We start from the raw sequence: 21,129 nt of genomic DNA, 5'->3' as shown, positions 1-21,129 counted from the left end.
ATCGGCTCGGGGCGGAACCGCGGCGCGGCCCGGGGCGCGGTCAGCTCCCGGAGCAGGCCGCCCGGCAGCCACCGCCCGCCGCGGCGAGCACCGGGAGCGCCGTCCGCGGCGGCGCGTCGGGGGGCCGGCACTCCTCGTGGACCACCGGGAGGCGGCCCGCGATGTGGAGCGCGAGCGCGTCCGCGACCCGGCCCGGCGGCGCGCGGAACACCGCGATGCGGCGGCGCGCGCGGATCTTCTCCAGCGCGTGCGCGCCGATCCCGCCGACCAGGAACACGTCGATGTCCTCGTTCACCAGCGCGCGGCACGGGTCGCAGGGGTGCTCGCTCGGCGCGTTCGGGAGGACCCGGTGCGCGAGCGTGGCGGCGTCCACGAGCAGGAACGCGGGCGCGCGGCCGAAGTGGCGCGACACCGGGCTGAGGAGGCCGCGGTTCTCTTCGATGGGGATGCAGAGGGTGGCGGACATGCGGGGCTCCTTGCGTGTGGCGCGCCGTCGCTCGTCGGTCGGCCGCCGGACGCTGGCCGCTGCCCGCAAGCCCGGCGCGCCGCGCGGACCGACGGAGACCCCCGGCCATGAGAACCCGGTCGCCCCCTCGTGGGTTCACCGGAACGCGCCCCGCGACAAAGTGTCGCGGCACGCGGAGGCGCACCGGGCGTGGAGCGCTCCGGTCCACGAAACGCGCGGCCGGGGGCCGCGCCCGCCCTACCGCTCGTCGAGGAACGCCTCGATCATCGGCACGAGCCAGCCCGGGCGCCCGCGCACCACGCCGTCGTGATCGGTGCCGGGGAGCACCGCCAGCCGCGCGTCCGGGAGCAGCCGCGCCAGCGCCACCGCGTGCTCGGGCAGCACGGCGTCGCGGTCCCCGGCCACGACCAGCACCGGGACCGAGATCGACCGCACCTCGGCGTCCGTCCAGTCGCGGAACTCCAGCATGCGGCGCGCCGACTTGGCGTGGAAGGACGGGAGCTGCTCGGGGTGCGGCGCGACCGCGAGGTAGGCCTGCCGCAGCTCGGCGGGCATGTCCTCGAGGCGCCCGCGGCGGATCGCCTCCCAGGCCTGCGGCGCCAGCCCGTCGCGCCGGACCAGGGTCGAGGCCACCACCAGCCGCCGCACCAGCGCGGGGTGACGGACGGCGACCTGGAGCGCGATGGTCCCGCCGTTGCTGAAGCCGAAGAGGTCGGCCCGGGCGACGCCCAGGTGCCGGAGCAGCGCGGCGGTGTCGTCGGCCGACTGCTCGAACGTGAACGGGCGGTCCGGGAGGTCGGCGGTGCGGCCGTGGCCCTGCTGCTCGAACGCGATCACGCGCCGGTGGCGCGCCAGCGCCGGGATCAGCCGGGCGAAGGTGGTGTCGAGGGTGGAGCCGCCGCCGTGGAGCAGCACGAGCGGCGGCTTCTTCGCGCCGGCGGGGCCATGGAGCTCGTAGTACATGCGCAGGCCGTTCACCGGCGCGTAGCCGCGCTGGACGGCGTCGGCGGGGGCGCGCGCCGGGGCGTCGGAGGGGGCGGCGGCGAGCAGCGCGGCCGCGACGGCGGGGGCGAGGGCGGTCATGGGCGGGCTCCCCTCACCAGTAGCGGTAGCCGTTGATGCGGTAGGGGAGGCCGAGCTCGCCGCACACCTCGGCGAGGACGTCCGGCGTGTAGAAGTAGTTGCGCACGCGCGAGAGCCGGTCGCCGGACGTCTCGACGCGGGTGAGCGCGCGGACCGCCTCGCCGTCGGCGTGCGCGTACCAGTGCACGATGATCGGCTCGCCGCGGTGCAGCCGCACCTCGCAGCGCGGGCGGTCGGGGAGGGCGCCCACGCGGTAGCGCGGGTCGATGCCGGTGGTCTGGCCGTCCACCCCGGCGAGGCGCCGGCTGCCGTACATCATGCCCTGGAACACGCCCTTGCGCGCGGCGTCCCGGCCGTACTCGGCGTGCACGCGCACCACCTCCACGCTGGCGGTGTCGAGCAGGAGCGCAACGAGGCGCTCGAGGTCCCCGGCGTTGAACGCCTGGCAGAACGCGTCGAGCACCGGCGCGCTCGGCGGGGCGGCGACCGCCTCGTCCGGCTCGGCCAGCTTCCCGCGGCCGCGGTGCAGCGCCGCCTTCACCGCGCCGACGGTGGTGGAGAGCGCCTCGGCGATCTCCTCCAGCGTCAGGTCGAACGCCTCCTTCAGCACCACCGCGGCGCGCTCCTGCGGCGACAGCCGGCCGATGAGCGTGCCGGCCGCCTCGCGCGACGCCCTCGGCTCGGGCGCGGTCGCGCCCTCCGGCACCTCCCCGGCGTCCTCGCGCGTGCGCCGGAGCCGGTCGATCCACAGGTTCGACGCCACCCGGAACAGCCAGGCGCGCGGGTTGTCCGGCGGGCCGTCCATGCAGCCGAGCGTCACGAACGCCCGCGCCATCGCGTCCTGCACCAGGTCGTCGGCGTCCCAGGGGCTGCGCGCCAGGCTGCGGCAGTACCGGTACAGCTCCGGGCGCAGCGGCTCGTAGGTGTCGAGGAAGCGGTGCCAGGACGCCTGGACGGCGCCGGCGAGGGAAGGGGTCGGCTCTGGAGGCGTGGTCATGCGGTGGAGACGGATGGATGCCACCGCGGGATACGGGCGGCACGCCTTCACGCCGCGAGCGCTCCAACCGGGTGCCGAAGCGCGCCCACGCCGGCGGGTAGCGGGGTGCCGGGCACCGCCCGCGCCGGGAGGGCGCGCGGGCGGTGCCGGGAGCGGCTCACTTCGCGGCGCCGGTGGCCTTCAGCACCTTGTTCCAGCGCGCCACCTCGCTCTCCACCAGCTTCTGCAGCCCCTCCGGCGTGCGCGCGGCGGTGTTGGAGAGGTCGCCGCCGAGCTCGAGCAGCCGCTTGCGCGTGGCCGCGTCGTCGAGTGCCGCGAGCAGCGCCTGCGAGAGCCGCTTCACCACCGCGGGCGGCGTCCCCTTGGGCGCGAACACGGCGTTCCACGCGGTCACCTGGAACTCGGGCAGCCCGCCTTCCTTGGTGGTGGGCACGTCGGGCAGCGCCGGCGAGCGCTCGGGCAGCGCCACCGCGTACGCCTTGATGGTGCCGGCCTGGATCTGCGGGACCAGGTTCACGATCTGGTCGCACATGTAGTCCACCTGGCCGGCCACCAGGTCGTTCAGGGCCGGCCCGGTGCCGCGGTACACCACGCGCGTCGGCTTCGCGCCGAGCAGCGAGTTGAACAGCGAGCAGGTGGTGAACGAGACCGAGCCCACGCCGGCGTGCGCCTCGTTCAGCTTCTCGGAGTCCGCCTTCACCTTGGCGACGAACTCCTTGAAGTCCTTGGCCGGGAAGTCCTTGCGCGCGACCACCACGATGGGCGTGCCGGCGGCGAGGCCGATGGGCGCGAAGTCCTTGCGCGGATCGTACTTCAGGTCCGGGTACACGGCCGGCGCGGCGCCGTGCGCCCATGTGGCCCATCATGATGGTGTAGCCGTCCGGCGCGGCCTGCGAGGCGCGCAGGATGCCGGTGGTGCCGCCGGCGCCGGCCACGTTCTCGATCACCACCTGCTGGCCGAGCGTGCGCGACATGTGCTCGGCCACGATGCGCGCCACCACGTCGGTGGGGCCGCCCGCGGCGAACGGGACGATCATGGTGATGGGGCGCTCCGGGTAGGCGGCGCGGGCCGGGGCCGCCGCGAGCGCGAGGGCCGCGAGGACCGGGGCGGCGAGCCGGGCGGCGGTTCGGGTCATCCGATGCGTTCTCATTCGACGAACACCTCCTTGCGGCGCGTGCGCACCGCGGGCAGCACTGCGAGGACCAGCACGACGACGGCGAGCGCGAGGAACGCCGCGCTGATGGGACGCTGCACGAACGACGCGGCGCTGCCGCGCGAGATGGCGAGCGCGCGCCGCAGGTTCTCCTCCATGAGCCGGCCGAGCACGAAGCCGAGCAGCAGCGGCGCGGTCTCGAGGTCCAGCCGCACGAACGCGTAGCCGGCGAGCGCGAAGCCGGCGGTGAGGAGCACGTCGGCGGCGGAGTTGTTCACCGAGTAGATCCCGATGCAGGAGAAGACCAGGATGGCGGGGAACATGAGGCGGTAGGGGACCTTCAGGAACCGGACCCACACGCCCACCAGCGGCAGGTTGATGACGAGCAGCATCAGGTTCCCGATCCACATGCTGGCGATGACGCCCCAGAACAGCTGCGGGCTGCGCGTCATCACCAGCGGGCCGGGCACGATGCCGTGGATGGTCATGGCGCCGACCATGAGCGCCATCACCGCGTTGGGCGGGATGCCCAGCGAGAGCAGCGGGATGAAGGACGTCTGCGCGCCGGCGTTGTTGGCCGACTCCGGGCCGGCCACGCCCTCGATGGCGCCGCGGCCGAAGCGGCGCGGGTCGCGGGCGAGCCGCTTCTCCACCGTGTAGGACGCGAACGGCCCGAGCACCGCGCCGTTTCCGGGCAGGATGCCCAGGATCGCGCCGAGGAGGCTGCCGCGGACGATGGGCAGGGCCGAGCGCCGCAGGTCCTCGCCGGTCGGGAGCAGGCGGCCGATGGGCCGGCGCACCACGTCGCGCTGCTCGGTGAGGTCGAGGTTGCGCAGCACCTCGGCGAACCCGAACACGCCCATGGCCAGCACCGCGAAGTCGATCCCGTCGGCGAGCGGCGCCCAGCCGAACGTCATGCGCTCGGCGCCGGTCTCGAGGTCGGTGCCGACGGTGGAGAGCAGCAGGCCGAGCAGGATCATCACCAGCGCGCGCGGCACCGAGCCCCGCGCCAGCACCACCGCGAACGCCAGGCCCGCCAGCATGAGCGAGAAGTACTCGGCCGGCCCGAACAGGAGCGCCACGCGCGTGAGCGGCGCGGCGAGCGCGGCCACCACCAGCGTGGCCACGCAGCCGGCGAAGAACGAGCCGATGGCGGCGATGCCGAGCGCGGCCCCGGCGCGCCCCTGCTTCGCCATCTCGTGCCCGTCGAGCGTGGTGACGACCGCCGTCACCTCGCCCGGGATGTTCACCAGGATGGCGGTGGTCGAGCCGCCGTACTGCGCGCCGTAGTAGATGCCGGCGAGCAGGATGATCGCGCCGGTGGGCTCCACGCCGTAGGTGATGGGCAGGAGCATGGTGATGGTGGCGATGGGGCCGACGCCGGGGAGGACGCCCACCAGCGTGCCGATGAGGCAGCCGACGAGCGCCAGCCCGAGGTTCTGGACCGTGAACGCGACCGAGAAGCCGAGCGCGAGGTGCGAGAGCAGGTCGCTCATGGCGGCGGGCTAGAGGCGGAACCCGGGGAGGATGAGCACCGGGATGGGCAGGCCGAGCGCGAAGCGGAACAGCCCGGCGCAGGCGACGGTCGTCACCACCGCGAAGATCGCCAGCTCCCTCCAGCGCACCTCCGGCGACGCCGCGCCGCCGAGCAGCATCACGAGCGGCCCGGCCAGCGCGAGCCCGACCGTCCGGATGGTGAGCGCGAACGCGACCACCGCGAGCGAGATGAACACCGGGCCGCGCAGGGGCCACCGGCCGATCGGCTCGCCGTCCTTCAGGAACGCGGCCGCGATCAGCGCCAGCCCGGCGAGGCCCAGGATGGCCGCGATGGCGCGCGGGAGCATGCCCGGGCCCATGGCGCGGAGCCGGCCCGGGTCCAGGTCGCCGGTGGCGAGCAGGGCCACCGCCGCGATCCCGGCGACGAGCAGGCCCGCCGCGAGATCGCGGGGCGCGCGGACGCGGGGCCCGTGGCGGGGGGGAGCGAGCTGCCCCGTGTCCTCTTCCAAGCGGCCTCCGGTGCCGCGGCCCGACCCGGGCGAGGGCGGGACGGCGTGCAGGGGTAAACGGATGGTTCGATGATGCTGAACGCCGCGGCCGGGCGCGCCGTCCCGCGTGGGGCCCGTGGCGCGCGACGCCCGCGACGCAGCGGGTCAACGCGCGCCGGTCCGGGTCAGATCAGCAGGCCGGGGGCGGCGAGCAGGGCCACGCCGAACGCGACCAGCAGGAGGCCGCTCACCGCCTTCAGCGCCCGCGCCCCCCGCTCCCCGAGCCGGGCCCGCGGCGCGAACGCCGCCCACGCCGCCACGATGGCGCCGAGCGGGATCACGTAGAAGGCGTTGTACGCCGCGATCCAGCCGAGCCGCTGCCAGGGCGCGAGCTCGGGGCGCAGCGAGAGGACCCGCGTGTACAGGGCCGGCAGCCCCACCGTGCAGCCCAGCTCGACCAGGTTCGCGAGCAGCGCCAGCGCCAGCACGCCCAGCAGCGCGGCCGGGAGCCGCGTCGCGCCGGCGATCCGGCGCATGCGCCGGTAGAGGGCGGGCTTGGCGCGGTCCGGGATGGTGAGCGACGGGCCGCGGCGGAACAGGAACAGCTCCTTCACGTTGACGAGCCCCATCGCCACGAGCGCGATCCCGAGCACCACCGTCACCCGCCTCGAGCCGCCGAGCGCGGCGAACAGGCCGGACCACGCGGTCATGAACGCGAAGTACACCACGCCGGACACGAGCACGAACGCGCCGCCGAACGCGAGCGCGCGCCGGCGCGAGCGGACGTTCGCGAGCAGCCCGAGCAGCACCACCAGGACCCACATCGCGCACGGGTTGAGGCCGTCGAGCAGGCCGACCACCGCGGTGAGCGCCGCGAGCGGGATCCGCCGCGCCTCGCGCGGCCCGAGCAGCGGGAGGTCCACCACCGCCGCGGCCGGCTCACGGTCCGTGAGCGCGCCGAGGGCGAGCGCCTCCACCTCCGCCTCGCTCCGCCCCCGCGCGAACCCGAGGACGTACCGGTCCCCGGCGACGAACAGCGGGATCCCGGGCGGCGAGATCCCGAGCCGCTCGACCTCGGCGCGGAAGCGCGCGCGGCCGGCCGCGTCCTGGCGGACCTCGTATCGCGCGACGACCAGCGACGGGTGGGCGCGGGCGAGCGCGTCCAGGTACGGCAGCGCCTCCTCGCAGTGCGGGCAGCCGACGCCCCAGTAGACGGCCAGCGCCGGCGCGGCGGCGGGCGGCGACGAGGCGGGCGCCGCGACGGGCGGCGACGAGGCCGGCGCCGCCGATGCCGGCGGGCAGGGCTCGGCGGAGGCGTCCGGCCCGCAGGCGGGCGCGCCGGCTTCCTCGGCGCGTGCGGCGACCGGCGCGAGGAGCGCGGCCGCGACGGCGATCGGCAGGAGCGACGCGAGCGGTGGGCGCGGGACCACGGCGGGCCTCCGCACCATCAGAGCACCGTTGGCCGCCGGGGAGCGCGCCCGGCGGCGCGGCACGGGAACGCGCCCGGAGTGGGCGACCCCGCGGGGCGCCGATCACGGTGCGTGGAACCGCCGCGCGGCGCGGGCGCGCGCCTTCTCGCGCTCGCCCTCGCGCGTGCGGACGGCGGTGCGCGCGCGCAGGGCGCCGAGCAGCCGGCGGGTGGACGCCGCCACCTCGTCCACCGCCCGTCCGAACGTCTCGGCGTCGGCGGCCGAGGGCTCCCGGAGCCCGCTCACCTTGCGCACGAACTGGAGCGCGGCGTCGCGGATCTCGCCGTCGGTGGTGGGCGGGTCGAAGTTGTGGAGGACGCGGATGTTGCGGCACATGCCGCGGTCATAGGGCGCGGCCGCCGGCGCGGCCACGACCCCTGCGCGGGCGAGCGGGGAGGGCGGGGGTCCGTCCCGCCGGCACCGCCGCCTGCGCCCTCGCCCGGGCGGCCTCCGCGGCGGCGCTCGCGGCCTCGGCCGCGGCCCGCGCGGCCTGCAGGGCGCCCTGCGCGCGCTCCACCGCCTGCGCCGCGCGCCGCAGGCGCTCGGCCGCCCGCTGCCGCTCCCGGTCCAGGCGGTCGGCCTCGGCCCGGGCCCGCCGCCGCTCGCGCTCGCGCTCCGCCGCCTCGGCGCGCGCCCGCCGCCCGTCGCGCTCCGCCTCGCGCCCGGCCCGGGAGCGCCCTGGACGTGCCGCCTCCGGCGCGGCGCCCGCCTGCGGCGCGAGCCCGCCCAGCAGCTCCAGCCGCGCCCGCCTCCGGCAGCCGCTCCAGCACGCCGGCCCGCAGGGCCTCGCGCTCGCCCGGCGCGGCGGTCGCGGCCGCCCGGAGGCCGCGCTCCACCGGCCCGAGCTGCGCCGCGGACCCGCCGTGCCCCGCGGCGCCCTCCATCGCCCGGACCTCCTCGAGCGCGTCGCCGATCCGCTCGTGCAGCGCCGCGGCCGCCTCGCGCAGCGCGCCGCCGTCGCCGCGCACGGCGCGCGCCTGCGCCTGGCGGAGGCGATCCCCTGCGTCGAGCACCGCCGCGAGCACCTCGGGCCGCTCGCGGGCGAGCGCGTTCAGGAGCCAGGCCGCGAGCGGCGGGCGGCGCAGCCGGCGGACGTGGGCGGCCGCCGGGCTGCGCTCCGCGGCGAGCTCGCGCGCCAGCGCGTCGCGGCGGGCCACGAACTCCGCGGACGGCGCGGCGAACAGCGCCCGGACGCGCGCGTCGGGGCCCGCGGGGTCGCTCGGTCGCGATCTGGTGCGTCGGGAGGCCACGGCCGGCGCCGGGGCGCCTGCGCCAAACGTGGGCCGCGGAGGGCCCGGACGCACGGCCGCAGGCCGCGCCGCCCCATCCGGCGGCCGGGGCGACGTTGAGCGCGCGAGCGGGCATCATTACCGGGGTGGCATGCGGCTCCACCTGCCGCCCTCGGAGGGACCTCCCGTGACCGCTCCGCTGCTCGACCTCTGGATCGCCGGCCGGCGCACCGCCCCGCGCGGCGCCCGCACCGGCGAGGTGTTCGACCCGGCCACCGGCGAGGTGATCCGGCGCGTGCCGCTCGCGAGCGCGGACGACGTCGCCGCCGCGGTCGCGGCCGCGAAGGCCGCCTTCCCCGCCTGGCGCGACACGCCCCCGCTCCGGCGCGCCCGCGTGCTGGCGCGCTTCCGCGAGCTGCTCGAGGCGAACCGCGACGCGCTCGCGGCCCTGGTCTGCGAGGAGCACGGCAAGACGCTGGCCGACGCGGCCGGCTCCGTGCAGCGCGGCATCGAGGTGGTGGAGTTCGTGTGCGGCGCGCCCCACCTGCTGAAGGGCGAGCGCGCCGAGGACGCCGGGCGCGGCATCGACGTGCACTCGTCGCTCCAGCCGCTCGGCGTCTGCGCCGGCATCACCCCGTTCAACTTCCCCGCGATGGTCCCGCTCTGGATGTTCCCGGTCGCGATCGCCTGCGGGAACGCGTTCGTCCTGAAGCCGTCGGAGAAGGTCCCCTCCACCAGCCTGCGGATGGCGGAGCTGTTCCACGAGGCCGGGCTGCCCGCCGGCGTGCTGAACGTGGTGCCCGGGGACGCCGAGGCGGTGGACGCGCTCCTCGCCCACCCCGACGTGGCGGCGGTGTCCTTCGTCGGCTCGACGCCGGTGGCGCGCCACGTCTACGAGACGGCGGCGCGCCACGGCAAGCGCGTGCAGGCGCTCGGCGGCGCGAAGAACCACGCGGTCGTGCTGCCCGACGCCGACCCGGACTTCACCGCCGACGCGCTCGCGGGCGCCGCCTACGGCTCGGCGGGCGAGCGGTGCATGGCCATCTCCGCGGTGGTGGCGGTGGGGGCCGCCGCCGATCCGCTGGTCGAGGCGCTGGCGGAGCGCGCGCGGCGGCTGCCGGTCGGTCCCGGCACGGCGCGCGGGGTGGAGATGGGGCCGGTGATCACCGCGGCACACCGCGACCGGATCCGCGGCTTCATCGACGCGGGCGTGCGCGAGGGCGCGCGGCTGGTGGTGGACGGGCGCGCGCGGGAGGTGCCCGGGGGCGGGCGCGGGTTCTTCGTGGGCCCGACGCTGTTCGACCGCGTGACGCCGGAGATGTCGATCCACCGCGAGGAGATCTTCGGGCCGGTGCTGGTGGTGCTGCGCGCCGCGAGCCTCGACGAGGCGCTCGCGCTGGTGAACCGCAACCCGTACGGCAACGGCACGGCCATCTTCACCCGCTCGGGCGCCGCGGCGCAGCGCTACGCGCGCGACGTCGAGGTGGGGATGGTGGGCGTGAACGTGCCCATCCCCGTGCCCATGGCGTTCTTCTCCTTCGGCGGCTGGAAGGCCTCCCTGTTCGGCGACCTCCACGTGCACGGGCCGGAGGGGATCGCGTTCTACACGCGCAGCAAGGTCGTCACGAGCCGCTGGCCCGCCGGCGCCGACGAGGCGCGCGGGGGCTTCGCCATGCCGACGCACGCGTAGGGCGGTCAGGGCCTCGGGGGCGGGGCCTGGCGGTGCGCGCGCCGGCGCTCGCGGATGGCGCGCGTGTCCCGGTACATGTCCTGGTAGGCCGCCGCGATGGCGTCCTCGAACGAGACGAGCTCGCCGCCCGCGCGGGCCACGAACGCCTCCGCCGCCGCGCGATCCCGGAAGGCCCACTTGGCCCTGCCGGTCATCACCCCCGGCTCCTTGCCGCCCAGCACCCAGACCGCCCGCTCCGCGTCCACCAGCTCGCGCGTGTCGCGGTCGGCCACCAGGATCCGCCGCGGCACGCGGTCGATGGCGACCGCCAGCTCCACCGCGGCGCAGTGCAGGCTGCACGTTCCCACCGACTTCCCGTCCTCGTACTCGATCACCATGCGGCTGTGGCCGAACCTCTCGCGGTCCATCCCGCAGTGCTGGCAGGAGGGAGCCTGCTGGACGTCCGCGGCGGGCGCGGCGGCGACGAGGGCGGCGACGGCGAGGATGGCAGGCGACACGGCGAACCTCCGGTCCGGGAATGACCCGGACTCTAGGTCGCGGCCGGAGGCGCCGGGCATGCGGTGGGTTGTCGCGAGGCTCAGGGGGGTGCGGAGGCGAGCGCCTCCAGCGCGGCGAGCAGCGCGCGAAAGCGGCCCTCGCCGATCCGGCCGGCCCAGCGGCGCTCCAGCCCGGCGATGGCGGCGCGGGCCAGCCGCGCGACCTCCAGGCCCGCCGCGGTCGGCACCACGCGCTTGGCGCGCCGGTCCTGCGGATCCGCGGCGCGGCGCACGTACCCGAGCCGCTCGAGCTCGTCCACCAGCTCGCCCATCGAGGCCTTGGTCATGCCGGCGCGGGCCGCCAGCTCGGTCGCCCGGGTGCCGTCGCGGTCCACGTTCGCGAGCACCGCGCCGTGCTTCGGGCGCAGCGCGGCGTGGCCCGCGCGGTGGAGCTCGTCGAACAGCTCCCGCTCGAAGCGGCGGTAGGACTCGAGCAGCAGCGTGCCGGCGTTGGCGCGCGCGGGGCGGAGCGCGCGCGGCTGCGGGACCGGGCGGGGAGGGCGGCTTGACATCCTCGTCAGGCTACCATACCGATTCGATCGTCAGGCTACCTGACCAGATCTCGGAGCAGGAGGTGCACCATGGCGGCTTCCGGGCGTGCAGGGCGGCGGGGGCGCGGGTTCGCGCTCGCCGCGGCGGCCGGGCTGGCGGCGGGCGTGGCGGCGGGACCGGGGGTGGGTGCGGCGGCGGGGCCGGCCGCGGCCGGGAGCGACGGTGACCCCGTCGCGGTGGCGCGGGCGTTCGAGGAGGCCTGGAACCGCCACGACGCGCGGGCGCTCGCGGCGCTGTTCTCCGAGCGGGCCGACTTCGTGAACGTCATCGGCCTGCACTGGCGCGGCCGGGCCGAGATCGAGCGCGCGCACGCCGAGATCCACGCCACCCGCATGAAGGACAGCCGGCTGACCCTGGGCGCCACCACCGCGCGGACGCTCCGGCCGGACGTGGCGCTGGTGCACGCCAGCTGGACGCTGGAGGGCGACACCGGGCTGACCGGCCAGCCCATGCCGCCGCGGCGCGGCGTGCTCTCGTTCGTGCTGGTCCGGGACCGCGGGCGGTGGGTGGCGGAGTCCGCCCAGAACACGGACGTCGTGCCGATTCCGAACGCGCCGCCGGCCGCGCGCTGAGCGTGGCCCGCCCGCGCTAGCGCGCGCCCCGGTCGCGCAGCCCGTCCAGGCTGAAGCGGCCCGGCCCGGCCGCGGCGAGGTAGAGGAACAGGAACGCGAACAGCGCCGCGGGCGTGCCCTGGTTCAGCACCGGCCAGAAGCCCTGCGGCGCGTGCCCGTAGAAGTAGGCGACGGCCATCTCGCCCGAGAGCAGGAACGCGACCGGGCGGGAGAACAGGCCCACCAGCAGGAGCGCGCCGCCGAACGCCTCGAGGGCGCCGGCGACCCCGGCCAGCGAGGCGAGCGGCGCGGTTCCGCCGCCGGGCATGACGGCGCCGGGGAACGCGAACAGCTTCGCGGTGCCGAACTGCATGAACAGGAACGCGGACACGATCCTGAGGACGCCGAGCAGGTGCGGCGCCCAGGTGCGTGCCCGCGGCGCGAGATCGGGGTAGTCCATGGCTTCCTCCTGACGTGGGGAGGTAGCCGGGGCGTCCGCGCCCGTCCGTGAAATCGACCGGCGCGGGGCACGCTCACCCTAGCCGGGCCCGCAGCGCGACCTCGTCGGCGGCGGCCAGCCCCGCGATCCGGATCCGCGCGCCCTCGGCCACGCCCACGCCGATCTCGGCCGCGCGCCGGAGCAGCGGCAGCGACCACACCGGCCCACGCCCGATGGCGTCGTTGGTGCCGGCGAGCCGCAGCGCCGCCACGCCCAGCGCGTCGAGCGCCAGCGGGTCGGTGGAGGCGGCCACCAGCCCGGGCCGGACCAGGTCGCCCTCGTCCGGCCCGCCGTCGGCGAACCCGAGCCGGCCGTCGAGCAGGGTGAGCGCGGGGCGCACGACGGCGGCGATCTCCGCCACGCGCGGCACGAAGCCGGCGCCGAGGTGCATGCCCGGGCGCGCCGAGCCGGCCACCACGCCCACCAGGTTCTTCAGCCCCATGGTGAAGCCGGCCAGCGCGTGCGTCCGCGGGGTGCAGAGATCGACGACGTGGTCGGCCTCGGCGACGGCGCGGTAGACGCGGACCCGGGCGCCCGACCAGTGCGCGGCGAGCGGGTGCTCGATCGTCACCTCCTCGGCGCCGTCGAGCGCGAGGCACGGCATCCCGGCCGCCCGGGCGGCCTCCAGGATCCCGGTCCGCTCGAACGCGGTGCGGGTCGATCGCAGGAACATGGTCCGGTCGGCCACCAGCGGGTGGCCGCCGGCTTCGCGCACCATCGCGGCCACCAGCGCCACCACCTCGGCATCCGTCGTGGCGGGGTAGCGGTTCCCGCTGTTCACCGCCGGCTTCAGGAGCACCCGGTCGCCGGGGCGCACGAACGCCAGGCCGCCCGCGAGCCGCACGGCCTCGGCCAGCGCCTCGCGGAGCGTGCCGAAGGCCGCGGTGCGCACCACCGCCACCGTGCTCTGCGCCGGCGGGCGCGGCGCGTCGGGCAGGGCGTGCCGCCGCGCCCCGGGCGGCGGGGCCGCGCCGGCCGCGGCGCGGGCGCGCCGGACCGCGGCGGCGCCGGCGAGCGCGCTCCCGAGGAAGCTTCGTCGTCCGAAGGCCATGGGCTCCTCCGCGCCGGTCCCCCGCGAGCATACGCCCGCGGCGCCGCGAGGGTCAGGTCCCCGGCGGCGGCAGCGGGATCTCGGCGGTCCCCCCGCGCGCCAGCGGCACGAGGCGCGCCTGCTGCCCGAGCGCGGCGAAGGAGCGCTCCAGGTCGGAGGCGGACTCGGTGAAGTGCGCCCAGCCCTCGTTGTGCACCGCCACCAGCGCCGCGCCCGGGAAGGCGCGGGCGGTCTCGAGCGCGTCGTTGACGCTCATGGTGAGGTGGAACGGGCCGCGGGTGCGGGCCGCGCCGGTGAACATGAGCACCACCGCCGGCCGGAAGCGGCGCGCCACCTCCGCCACGCCCTCGTAGAACACGGTGTCGCCGGTCACGTAGACGAGGTCGCGCCCCTCCGGCTCGCTCACCACGAACCCGGTCACCTCGCCGGAGAGCGGCTCGATGCCGGGCGGGCCGTGGCGCGCCGGCGTGGCGGTGACGAGCAGCGAGCCGGCGCCGGCGGCGAGGACGCGGCGCTCCCACGGGGCGAGCCCCTCGGCGCCCTCGAGCCGGCCGGCGCCCTCGCGCGTGGTGAGGACCCGGCGCGCGCCGCGCAGGAACGCGCGCCCGGCCGGGTCGAGGTTGTCGGCGTGCTGGTCGTGGCTGAGCAGCACCGCGTCCACCGCGCCCACCTCCGCGGCGGCGAGCGCGGGGCCGGTGCGCTTGGTGAGCGTGACGGCGCCGCCCGACGACGGGTAGGCGCCGGGCGCGTCGAACGTCGGGTCGGTGAGCAGGCGCAGCCCGCCCAGCTCGAGGAGCACGGTGGGGCCGCCGATCAGGGTGATGCGAACCGTCCGGGCCATGTGGGACCTCCGGGGCGGGCTCCGGGCATCGGAGGGGCCGCGCCGCACGCCGGAACCTGCCGCGGCGCCACCTGTGCGACAATGCGCAGATGCGCACGATCGCCGATCGACATCGCACAGGCGCGCTCGACTGGGAGGACGTCCGCTGCTTCGCCGCGCTGGCGCGGGCGGGCAGCCTCTCCGGCGCGGGGCGCGCGCTGGGCGTGAACCACGCCACGGTGGCGCGGCGGGTGGCCGCGCTGGAGCGCGTCCTCGGGCGGCGGCTGCTGGAGCGCCGGCCGGACGGGGTCCGCCTGACCGCCGCCGGCGCGGCCGCGCTGGAGCGGGCCCGGGACATGGAGCGGGCCGCCGCGTCGCTCGCCGCCGCGCGGGGCGCGGCGGAGCAGGCCGCGCTGGTCCGCGTCACCGCCACCCGGCCGGTGATCGACGCGTTCCTCCTGCCCCGGCTCGCCCGCGTCCAGGGGCGCCTGCGCGGCTGCGAGCTGGAGCTCATCGGCGAGTCGCGCGCGCTCAGCCTCGCGCGCCACGAGGCCGACCTCGCCATCCGGCTCGGCTCGCCGCGCGGCGAGGACCTGGTGGGCCGCCGCATCGCCACGTTCGCGTACGGGCTCTACGCCGCGCCGGCGGTGGCGCGGGCCATCGCCGGCGGCGCGCGGGCGCGCTGGATCGGCTTCGACGAGGCGAGCGCGCACCTGCCGGAGGCGGTGTGGCTGGCCGAGGCGCACCCGGAGGAGCGGCCGTCCTTCCGCGCCAACGGCTTCGGCTCGCAGCAGCTCGCGGCGCGCGCCGGCCTGGGGCTCGCGCTGCTGCCCTGCTACATGGGCGACCCCGACGCCGGGCTCCGCCGCGTCGAGGGCCCGGTCCCGGCGCCGCGACCGGTCTGGTTGCTGCGCCGCGCCAGCTCGCGCGGCGACCCGGCCATCGGCGCGGTCGCCGCGGCGCTCACGCAGCTGTTCACGGACGCGAGGGCGCTCTTCGCCGGCGACGCCGGCTGAGGCGCGCCGGGAGGATCCCGCGCACCGGGCGGGGCGCCGGATTGTCACGCGCGCCGCCGGCTCGCTAGCGTGCCGATCCGGCGCAGGCGACGGCGCCCGTGCGAGGTGCGCCATGCCCGGTCCCGGCCCGTTCACGTTCGGTCAGCTGCTGCTCGCGCTGTCGCTCGCGGCGGCGCCCGCGGCGGCCCGCTCCGGCCCGGCGGTCCCCGCGCCGGAGCGGCTCGCCTTCCTGATGGGCGGCGAGCGCGTCGGGACGCTCGCGGTGACGCGCGCCGGCCGCCGGGTGGACGTGGACTGGCAGGTGGACAACAACGGGCGCGGCCCCAAGGTGAAGGAGCGGGTCGAGCTGGGCGCGGACGGGCTGCCGGCGCGCTGGGAGATCCGCGGCAAGGGGTGGGTGGGCGCGCCGGTGGAGGAGGAGTTCTCGGTCCGGCGCGGCCGCGCGCGCTGGCGCACGCTCGACGACGCCGGCGAGGCGGCGGCCGCCGGCAAGGTGTACGTGCCGAACAACGGGAGCCCGTGGGGGCTCGGGCTGCTGGCGCGCGCGGCGCTCGCCGCGCCGGGCCACCGCGTCGCCGCGCTGCCCGGCGGGGAGGTCCGCGTCGAGCGCGTCCGGGAGCTGGCGCTCGAGGACGGTCCGCCGCTGGGCGTGTACGCGCTGTGGGGGCTCGACCTGTCGCCGACGTTCCTGCTCCTCCGGGCGGACGGCGCGCTCGCCGGCATGATCGCGCCCGGCATCGTGCTGGTGGAGGAGCGGCACGCGTCGCGGTTCGAGGCGCTGTCCCGGCTGGCCGGGGAGCTCGGCGCCGAGTCGCTGCGGCGCCTCACCGGCCGGCTCACGCACCGCTTCGCCGCGCCGGTGTGCCTCACGAACGTGCGCGTGCTCGATCCGGACACCGGCGCGCTCGGCCCGCTCACGAACGTGGTGGTGTTCCGCGGCGCGGTCGCCTCGGTGCGCGAGGGGCCGCCGCCGGACGGGGCGGTGGTGGTGGACGGGGAGGGCGGCACGGTGCTCCCCGGGCTGCACGACCTGCACTCGCACGACTGGGACTGGGCCGGGCCCATGTACCTCGCCGCCGGGGTCACCTCCATCCTCGACCGCGGCAACGTCAACGACACCCTGCTCGACCTGACCGCGCGGATCGACGCGGGCGAGATGATGGGCCCGCGCGTCGAGCGCGCCGGGTTCCTCGAGGGGCGCAGCCCGTACTCGGCGCGGAACGGGTTCGTGGTGGACCGGCTGGAGGCGGGGCTGGAGAAGGTCCGCTGGTACGCCGACCACGGTTACGCCTCCATCAAGATCTACAACTCCATGCCGCCGGACTGGGTGAGGCCGCTCGCGGCGGAGGCCCACCGGCTGGGCCTGCGCGTCAGCGGCCACGTGCCCGCGTTCGGCACCTCGGAGCGCGCGGTCCGCGACGGCTACGACGAGATCAACCACGTCAACCAGCTCGTGCTCAGCTTCATCATCGACCCGGCGCGCGAGGACACCCGCACGCCGCTGCGCTTCACCGCGCTGGGCGAGCGGCTCGGCAAGCTGGACCTCGCGAGCGCCCCGGTGCAGCGCATGGTCGCGCTCATGAAGGAGCGCGGCACGGTGCTCGACCCCACGCTCGCGATCTTCCAGCAGATGCTGCTCGGCCGCCCGGGCAAGGTGAACGCGGCCGACGCGCCGTGGCTCGACCACATGCCGGTCCCGGTGCAGCGCGCCCGCCGGACCGCCGTCCTGGACGTGAAGCCGGGGCAGTACGCCGCGTACGAGGCCTCGTCCCGCAAGCTCGACGAGGTGGTGCTCATGCTCCACCGCGCCGGAATCCCGCTCGTGCCCGGCACCGACGACGGGATGGCGGGCGTCACGCTCCACAGCGAGCTGGAGGCCTGGGCGCGCGCGGGGATCCCGGCGGCGGACGCGCTGAGGGCCGCCACGATCGGCTCGGCCCGGTGGCTGCGCGAGGACCAGCGGTCGGGCCGCGTCGCGCCGGGCATGCGCGCCGACCTGATGCTCGTCCCGGGCGACCCCACCCGCGACCTCTCGGTGCTGCGCCGGGTGCGGCTGGTCATGAAGGACGGCGCCGTGTACCTGCCCGAGGAGATCCACCGGGCGCTCGGGGTGCGGCCGTTCGCGCCGGCCGTCACCCTCCACGAGCCGGCCCCGGCCCCGTCCGCCCCGCGCGCCAGCGGGGCGCCGTAGCGCACGCCGCGCGCGGCGCCGCGCGCGTAGAATCGCGCCATGCGAGAGCGCCCCGGCGCCCGGGAGCTGGAGGCGGCCGCCGCGGCCCGGTCCCCGCCGCCGGGCCGCCGGCGCGTCCCCGCGTCGGAGCCGCTCGCCATGCTGGTCCGCCGCGGGCTCGAGCCGCGGCCCTCCCGCCCCGACCTGCCGTTCGACCCCGACCTGCCGGCGCCCGCGCTCGACGCCATCGCCGAGCGGCTCGGGCATTACGCGTTCCGGCTGTTCCTGCGCGGCGCCATCCTCGCGCCCGCCGGCTTCCTGCCGTCGGAGGCCACCCGGTACGTGGACGCTGCCCGCGCCCGGGCCATGGCCGAGGACTGCGTCGCGCTCGGCCTCGCCGAGCGGCGCCCGCGGGGGCGCTACCGGCTCCTGCGGCGGGCGCGGTCGTTCGGCGGGACGCTGGAGTGGTGGGTGGCGCGCGAGCTGTCCTCGCGGCTGGGCCTCCAGGTGGCGACCGGCGTGCGCAGCGGCGCGCCGGGCGTGGGCGGGGACCTCGACGTCGTCGCCGCCGCGGAGGGCAAGCTCATGTACCTCGAGCTGAAGTCCGGGCCGCCCAAGCACCTGATGGACGCCGAGGCGGACGCGTTCGTGCGGCGCCTGCGCGCGCTCCGGCCCGACCTCGCCGTGTTCGCCATCGACACCGCGCTCCGCCTCGGCGACAAGGTCCTGCCGCTGCTCGGCCGCGCGCTGGCCCGGGCCGGCGGGGCGGCGCCCGAGCCGCGGCGGCTGGTGCGCGACACCTGGGCCCTCGGCCCGCACCTCTACGTCGCGAGCGCGAAGGAGGACCTCATCGAGAACCTCTCGCGCGCGCTGGCCGACGGGCTGCGCGCGCTCGCGCCGCCGCCGCCCTGAGCGGGCGGCGACGGACGGGCGATCGTGCGGGCGGCCCGCCGGGCGTCGCCGGGGCGACGTGACCTGCTCAAGGTTTGAGCAGGCTGTTGGACTTCTGCGCGGCGGGGCGGAAACGGCCGTTGGTCACGTTCCGGGGCGAGCGCGTGCCTTCAGGGCCGGGTTAATCGAGCCGGGCAATGGTCAGAGTCCTCTCCGCCGGCCCGGAACTTGCCTTTCGCTCCGGCGACGTGGTCGCCCCTGCTCGCACCCACCCGCTGGTCGCCGCCGCGCCGCCCTGCCCGATGACGGCGGCGGCGCCGCGGGAGCGCGCCGACCGGTGGCCGCGCCGGGAGGACCTGTTCGCGATCGCCTACTACCTCGCGGCGGCGGCGGTGCTCGCGTGGGCGGGCTACGCGGCCTGGCGGATCGGCGTGGTGCTGGCGGGCGGCGCCGTGCAGCAGGTGGGCGTGCGGAGCTGCCGGCGGGGCGACGCGAGCCGGTGCGTCAACGCGACCTTCGACCGGATCGCGCTGTACGTGGTGCTGGGGCAGGCGTCCTTCTTCGTGACGACCGCCCTGGCGGCGGCGGTGACGGGGGGCGAGCAGAGCCCGCTCATCCTCCCGTTCCTCGGGTCGTACTTCGTGGCGGTCTCGGTGGTGGGGGACCGCGTCGCCACCCGCGGGCTGCTCGCGGCGACGGCGTTCGGCGCTGCCGTGCTGGCGCTGCTGCCGGACGCGGTCGCCGGCCCGGAGCTGCCCGCGCTGCAGCGCGGCGTGCTCACGGTGGTGAGCGTGCTCGGCGTCGGGGCGCTGCTCGCGCCGGCGCACGCCGAGACGCGGCGCAAGCGCGATCAGGTGGCCAGGGCCCGGGCCGAGATGGTGTCGGACGCGCTCAGCCGGGCGCAGGGGCTGGAGCAGGTCGGCGCCAAGGTGGCCCACGAGCTGAAGAACCCGCTCACCGGGGTGAAGGCGCTCGTGCAGCTCGGCCTGCGCAGCCCGGCGGAGGCGGCCTCGCACGAGCGGCTCGAGGTGGTGGACCGCGAGGTCACGCGGATGCAGGAGATCATCCAGAACTACCTCTCGTTCAACCGGCCGCTCCAGTCGGTCAACCCGCGGCAGGTGGCGCTCGGGCCGCTCGTCTCCGACACCATGCTGGTCCTGTCCGCCCGCGCCGACGAGGCCCGAGTCCGGCTCTACGCGCGCGGCGACGCGTCGCTCGAGGCGGACCCGCGCCGCCTCAAGGAGGCGCTGCTGAACCTGGTCGCGAACGCCATCGAGGCGACGCCGGCGGGCGGCGAGGTGGTGGTGGAGGCGCGCGAGCTGTCCGGCGACGAGGTCGAGCTGGTGGTGCGGGACACCGGGCGCGGCATGCCGCCGGAGACGCTCCGGCGCATCGGCACCCCGTTCTTCACGACCCGCGACGACGGCACCGGGCTGGGCGTGGTGCTGGCGCGGGCCGTGATCGTGCAGCACGGTGGTACCCTGCGCTACGAGAGCGAGCCGGGGAGCGGGACGAAGGTGCTCGTCACGTTGCCGCGCGCCGCGAAGAGGAGCGGGGATGTCGCGCGTGCTGCTGGTGGATGACGAGCCGTCGGTCCGCGCCGCGCTCAAGGAGCTGGTGCAGGGCCGCGGCTGGGAGCCGGTGCTGGCGTGCTCGGCCACCGAGGCGCTCGAGCAGCTCGAGCGCGCCGACGTGCTGGTGACCGACTTCTCCATGCCGGAGATGGACGGGCTCGCCCTGCTCCAGGCGGTGCGCGAGCGCGACGAGTGGCTCCCGGTCATCCTGCTCACCGCGCACGGCTCGGAGCGCCTGGCGGTGCGGGCCATGAAGGCGGGCGCGTACGAGTACGTGCCGAAGCCGTTCGACGTGGACGAGCTCGCGCTCGCCATCGGCCGGGCGCTGGAGGCGCGGCTGCTGCGGCAGCGCAACCGCCAGCTCACGGTCGAGCACGCCATCGGCCGGCGGCTGGTGTTCGAGTCCGCCAACATGCGCCAGGTGCTGGCCGCCACCGCGCGGGTGGCGGCGCGCGAGATCACGGTGCTGGTGCGGGGCGAGACCGGCACCGGCAAGGAGCTCATCGGCACGCTGCTCCACGCGCTCAGCAAGCGCGCGGGCGGGCCGCTCGTCCGGTTCAACTGCAGCGCCATCCCGGCGGAGCTGGCCGAGGCGGAGCTGTTCGGCCACGTGCGCGGGGCGTTCACCGGCGCCGTCCAGGCGCGCCCCGGGTTCTTCGCGCAGGCCGACGGCGGGACGCTGGTGCTCGACGAGGTGGGCGAGCTGCCGCTCGGGATCCAGGCGAAGCTGCTCCGGGCGCTGCAGGAGGGCGAGATCCAGCCGGTCGGCTCGGGCCGGGTGGAGCGGGTGGACGTGCGCATCGTGGCGTGCACGCACCGCGACCTGCGCGCCGACGTGCAGGAGGGGCGGTTCCGCGAGGACCTGTACTACCGGCTGGCGGTGGTGGAGCTGACCGTCCCGCCGCTGCGCGACCGCCGCGAGGACATCCCGGCGCTGGCCCACGAGTTCGCGCTCCGCTACGCCGAGCGCTTCGGGTCGGAGGACGTGCGGCTCGCGCCGGCCCTGATCGACCGGCTGGTGAAGGCCGACTGGCCCGGCAACGTGCGCCAGCTCGAGAACGTGGTGGCGCGGCTGGTGGCCCTGAGCGGCGGGGGCGAGATCGGCCCGGACGCGTTCGAGGCCACCGGCGCCCCGGCCGGCGGGGCGGCCCGGCCGGCGGCCGCGCCGCGCGACGGCGAGGAGACGCGCACGCTCCGCGCGCAGCTCGACGAGCTGGAGCGCGCCGTGATCGCGCGCACCATGGCCGCCGTCCGCGGGAACCAGTCCGAGGCGGCGCGGCGGCTCGGGATCAGCCGGAACACGCTCACCGAGCGGCTGCGGCGCTACGAGCTCGTCACCGACGCCGGCGACGGCGCGGCGGCGACCGCCGGCGCGGCCCGCTGAGCGCCGGCCCCC

General features: G+C 77.2%; 20 protein-coding genes and 1 pseudogene. 7 read left to right on the top strand and 14 right to left on the bottom strand.

Annotated features, from left to right (window positions below; genetic code table 11):
- Positions 1-40: 40 nt before the first annotated feature.
- From ACOQFB_RS13100 to ACOQFB_RS13060, 9 genes and pseudogenes are all read right to left on the bottom strand, one after another.
- On the bottom strand, positions 41-466 hold the full coding sequence (locus ACOQFB_RS13100; RefSeq protein WP_421610023.1) for a NifB/NifX family molybdenum-iron cluster-binding protein: 426 nt from the start codon (positions 464-466) through the stop codon (positions 41-43).
- 237 nt (positions 467-703) lie between these two features.
- Positions 704-1,549: an alpha/beta fold hydrolase gene (locus tag ACOQFB_RS13095; protein ID WP_421610022.1), complete on the bottom strand. Its 846-nt coding sequence runs from the start codon at positions 1,547-1,549 to the stop codon at positions 704-706.
- Between the two features lie 13 nt (positions 1,550-1,562).
- The gene (locus tag ACOQFB_RS13090; RefSeq protein ID WP_421610021.1) at positions 1,563-2,546 is read right to left on the bottom strand and encodes an RNA polymerase sigma factor; all 984 of its coding nucleotides are present in this window, start codon (positions 2,544-2,546) and stop codon (positions 1,563-1,565) included.
- Positions 2,547-2,703: 157 nt separating this feature from the next.
- Complete coding sequence (locus tag ACOQFB_RS13085; RefSeq protein ID WP_494492243.1) at positions 2,704-3,375, bottom strand: tripartite tricarboxylate transporter substrate-binding protein; 672 nt, start codon at positions 3,373-3,375, stop codon at positions 2,704-2,706.
- Positions 3,376-3,451: 76 nt separating this feature from the next.
- Positions 3,452-3,520, bottom strand: a pseudogene (locus ACOQFB_RS13080) (hypothetical protein); the annotation flags it as partial.
- 173 nt (positions 3,521-3,693) lie between these two features.
- A complete protein-coding gene (locus ACOQFB_RS13075) occupies positions 3,694-5,196 on the bottom strand; it encodes a tripartite tricarboxylate transporter permease (RefSeq protein ID WP_421610020.1) in 1,503 nt (500 codons plus the stop codon).
- A 9-nt stretch (positions 5,197-5,205) separates the two neighbouring features.
- Positions 5,206-5,706: a tripartite tricarboxylate transporter TctB family protein gene (locus ACOQFB_RS13070; protein WP_059438861.1), complete on the bottom strand. Its 501-nt coding sequence runs from the start codon at positions 5,704-5,706 to the stop codon at positions 5,206-5,208.
- 164 nt (positions 5,707-5,870) lie between these two features.
- Positions 5,871-7,115 carry a glutaredoxin family protein gene (locus ACOQFB_RS13065; protein ID WP_152643378.1) on the bottom strand — a complete coding sequence of 415 codons (1,245 nt, stop codon included), beginning with the start codon at positions 7,113-7,115 and terminating at the stop codon, positions 5,871-5,873.
- Positions 7,116-7,217: 102 nt separating this feature from the next.
- Entirely contained in the window at positions 7,218-7,490 is a 273-nt protein-coding gene (locus tag ACOQFB_RS13060; RefSeq protein ID WP_421610019.1) for a DUF2277 domain-containing protein, read from the bottom strand.
- A 1,080-nt stretch (positions 7,491-8,570) separates the two neighbouring features.
- Between ACOQFB_RS13060 and ACOQFB_RS13055 the strand changes: the two genes are divergently transcribed.
- Positions 8,571-10,073, top strand: coding sequence for a CoA-acylating methylmalonate-semialdehyde dehydrogenase (locus tag ACOQFB_RS13055; protein ID WP_494492242.1), 1,503 nt, complete (start codon positions 8,571-8,573; stop codon positions 10,071-10,073).
- Between the two features lie 5 nt (positions 10,074-10,078).
- On the opposite strand, the gene ACOQFB_RS13050 is transcribed toward ACOQFB_RS13055, so the two are convergent.
- Positions 10,079-10,570, bottom strand: a complete 492-nt coding sequence (locus ACOQFB_RS13050) for a nitrous oxide reductase accessory protein NosL (protein WP_202813235.1) — start codon at positions 10,568-10,570, stop codon at positions 10,079-10,081.
- Positions 10,571-10,650: 80 nt separating this feature from the next.
- Entirely contained in the window at positions 10,651-11,121 is a 471-nt protein-coding gene (locus tag ACOQFB_RS13045) for a MarR family winged helix-turn-helix transcriptional regulator (RefSeq protein ID WP_421610673.1), read from the bottom strand.
- A 69-nt stretch (positions 11,122-11,190) separates the two neighbouring features.
- Between ACOQFB_RS13045 and ACOQFB_RS13040 the strand changes: the two genes are divergently transcribed.
- The gene (locus tag ACOQFB_RS13040) at positions 11,191-11,733 is read left to right on the top strand and encodes an SgcJ/EcaC family oxidoreductase (RefSeq protein WP_421610672.1); all 543 of its coding nucleotides are present in this window, start codon (positions 11,191-11,193) and stop codon (positions 11,731-11,733) included.
- A gap of 16 nt (positions 11,734-11,749) precedes the next feature.
- Here the strand turns inward: ACOQFB_RS13040 and ACOQFB_RS13035 are convergent, their stop codons facing one another.
- The 3 genes from ACOQFB_RS13035 to ACOQFB_RS13025 form a co-directional block, all read right to left on the bottom strand.
- A complete protein-coding gene (locus ACOQFB_RS13035) occupies positions 11,750-12,172 on the bottom strand; it encodes a DoxX family protein (protein WP_059439431.1) in 423 nt (140 codons plus the stop codon).
- 73 nt (positions 12,173-12,245) lie between these two features.
- Positions 12,246-13,262, bottom strand: coding sequence for a DUF362 domain-containing protein (locus ACOQFB_RS13030; protein ID WP_421610671.1), 1,017 nt, complete (start codon positions 13,260-13,262; stop codon positions 12,246-12,248).
- A 52-nt stretch (positions 13,263-13,314) separates the two neighbouring features.
- A complete protein-coding gene (locus ACOQFB_RS13025) occupies positions 13,315-14,103 on the bottom strand; it encodes an MBL fold metallo-hydrolase (protein ID WP_421610670.1) in 789 nt (262 codons plus the stop codon).
- Between the two features lie 89 nt (positions 14,104-14,192).
- On the opposite strand from ACOQFB_RS13025, the gene ACOQFB_RS13020 reads away from it, so the two are divergent.
- The 5 genes from ACOQFB_RS13020 to ACOQFB_RS13000 all read left to right on the top strand — a co-directional run bounded on the left by ACOQFB_RS13020 (position 14,193) and on the right by ACOQFB_RS13000 (position 21,117).
- The gene (locus tag ACOQFB_RS13020) at positions 14,193-15,098 is read left to right on the top strand and encodes a LysR family transcriptional regulator (protein ID WP_059439099.1); all 906 of its coding nucleotides are present in this window, start codon (positions 14,193-14,195) and stop codon (positions 15,096-15,098) included.
- A 112-nt stretch (positions 15,099-15,210) separates the two neighbouring features.
- Positions 15,211-17,289, top strand: a complete 2,079-nt coding sequence (locus tag ACOQFB_RS13015; protein WP_421610669.1) for an amidohydrolase family protein — start codon at positions 15,211-15,213, stop codon at positions 17,287-17,289.
- A gap of 39 nt (positions 17,290-17,328) precedes the next feature.
- Positions 17,329-18,180 carry a hypothetical protein gene (locus tag ACOQFB_RS13010; protein ID WP_059439097.1) on the top strand — a complete coding sequence of 284 codons (852 nt, stop codon included), beginning with the start codon at positions 17,329-17,331 and terminating at the stop codon, positions 18,178-18,180.
- A gap of 227 nt (positions 18,181-18,407) precedes the next feature.
- A complete protein-coding gene (locus ACOQFB_RS13005) occupies positions 18,408-19,742 on the top strand; it encodes a two-component system sensor histidine kinase NtrB (protein WP_421610668.1) in 1,335 nt (444 codons plus the stop codon).
- Complete coding sequence (locus ACOQFB_RS13000) at positions 19,717-21,117, top strand: sigma-54-dependent transcriptional regulator (RefSeq protein ID WP_059439095.1); 1,401 nt, start codon at positions 19,717-19,719, stop codon at positions 21,115-21,117. The genes ACOQFB_RS13005 and ACOQFB_RS13000 overlap by 26 nt, the downstream gene beginning before the upstream one ends.
- Positions 21,118-21,129: the final 12 nt, after the last annotated feature.

Origin of the sequence: Anaeromyxobacter sp. Red801 (genome assembly GCF_049201065.2) — a bacterium.
GTDB lineage: Bacteria > Myxococcota > Myxococcia > Myxococcales > Anaeromyxobacteraceae > Anaeromyxobacter.
This window is presented reverse-complemented; position numbering and strand designations above follow the sequence as displayed.

Excerpts from the sequence above, each read along its gene's own strand:
- ACOQFB_RS13100 (WP_421610023.1), bottom strand. The coding sequence starts at position 466 with ATGTCCGCCACCCTCTGCATCCCCATCGAAGAGAACCGCGGCCTCCTC.
- ACOQFB_RS13095 (WP_421610022.1), bottom strand. The coding sequence starts at position 1,549 with ATGACCGCCCTCGCCCCCGCCGTCGCGGCCGCGCTGCTCGCCGCCGCC.
- ACOQFB_RS13090 (WP_421610021.1), bottom strand. The coding sequence starts at position 2,546 with ATGACCACGCCTCCAGAGCCGACCCCTTCCCTCGCCGGCGCCGTCCAG.
- ACOQFB_RS13075 (WP_421610020.1), bottom strand. The coding sequence starts at position 5,196 with ATGAGCGACCTGCTCTCGCACCTCGCGCTCGGCTTCTCGGTCGCGTTC.
- ACOQFB_RS13060 (WP_421610019.1), bottom strand. The coding sequence starts at position 7,490 with ATGTGCCGCAACATCCGCGTCCTCCACAACTTCGACCCGCCCACCACC.
- ACOQFB_RS13045 (WP_421610673.1), bottom strand. The coding sequence starts at position 11,121 with ATGTCAAGCCGCCCTCCCCGCCCGGTCCCGCAGCCGCGCGCGCTCCGC.
- ACOQFB_RS13040 (WP_421610672.1), top strand. The coding sequence starts at position 11,191 with ATGGCGGCTTCCGGGCGTGCAGGGCGGCGGGGGCGCGGGTTCGCGCTC.
- ACOQFB_RS13035 (WP_059439431.1), bottom strand. The coding sequence starts at position 12,172 with ATGGACTACCCCGATCTCGCGCCGCGGGCACGCACCTGGGCGCCGCAC.
- ACOQFB_RS13030 (WP_421610671.1), bottom strand. The coding sequence starts at position 13,262 with ATGGCCTTCGGACGACGAAGCTTCCTCGGGAGCGCGCTCGCCGGCGCC.
- ACOQFB_RS13025 (WP_421610670.1), bottom strand. The coding sequence starts at position 14,103 with ATGGCCCGGACGGTTCGCATCACCCTGATCGGCGGCCCCACCGTGCTC.
- ACOQFB_RS13020 (WP_059439099.1), top strand. The coding sequence starts at position 14,193 with ATGCGCACGATCGCCGATCGACATCGCACAGGCGCGCTCGACTGGGAG.
- ACOQFB_RS13015 (WP_421610669.1), top strand. The coding sequence starts at position 15,211 with ATGCCCGGTCCCGGCCCGTTCACGTTCGGTCAGCTGCTGCTCGCGCTG.
- ACOQFB_RS13010 (WP_059439097.1), top strand. The coding sequence starts at position 17,329 with ATGCGAGAGCGCCCCGGCGCCCGGGAGCTGGAGGCGGCCGCCGCGGCC.
- ACOQFB_RS13000 (WP_059439095.1), top strand. The coding sequence starts at position 19,717 with ATGTCGCGCGTGCTGCTGGTGGATGACGAGCCGTCGGTCCGCGCCGCG.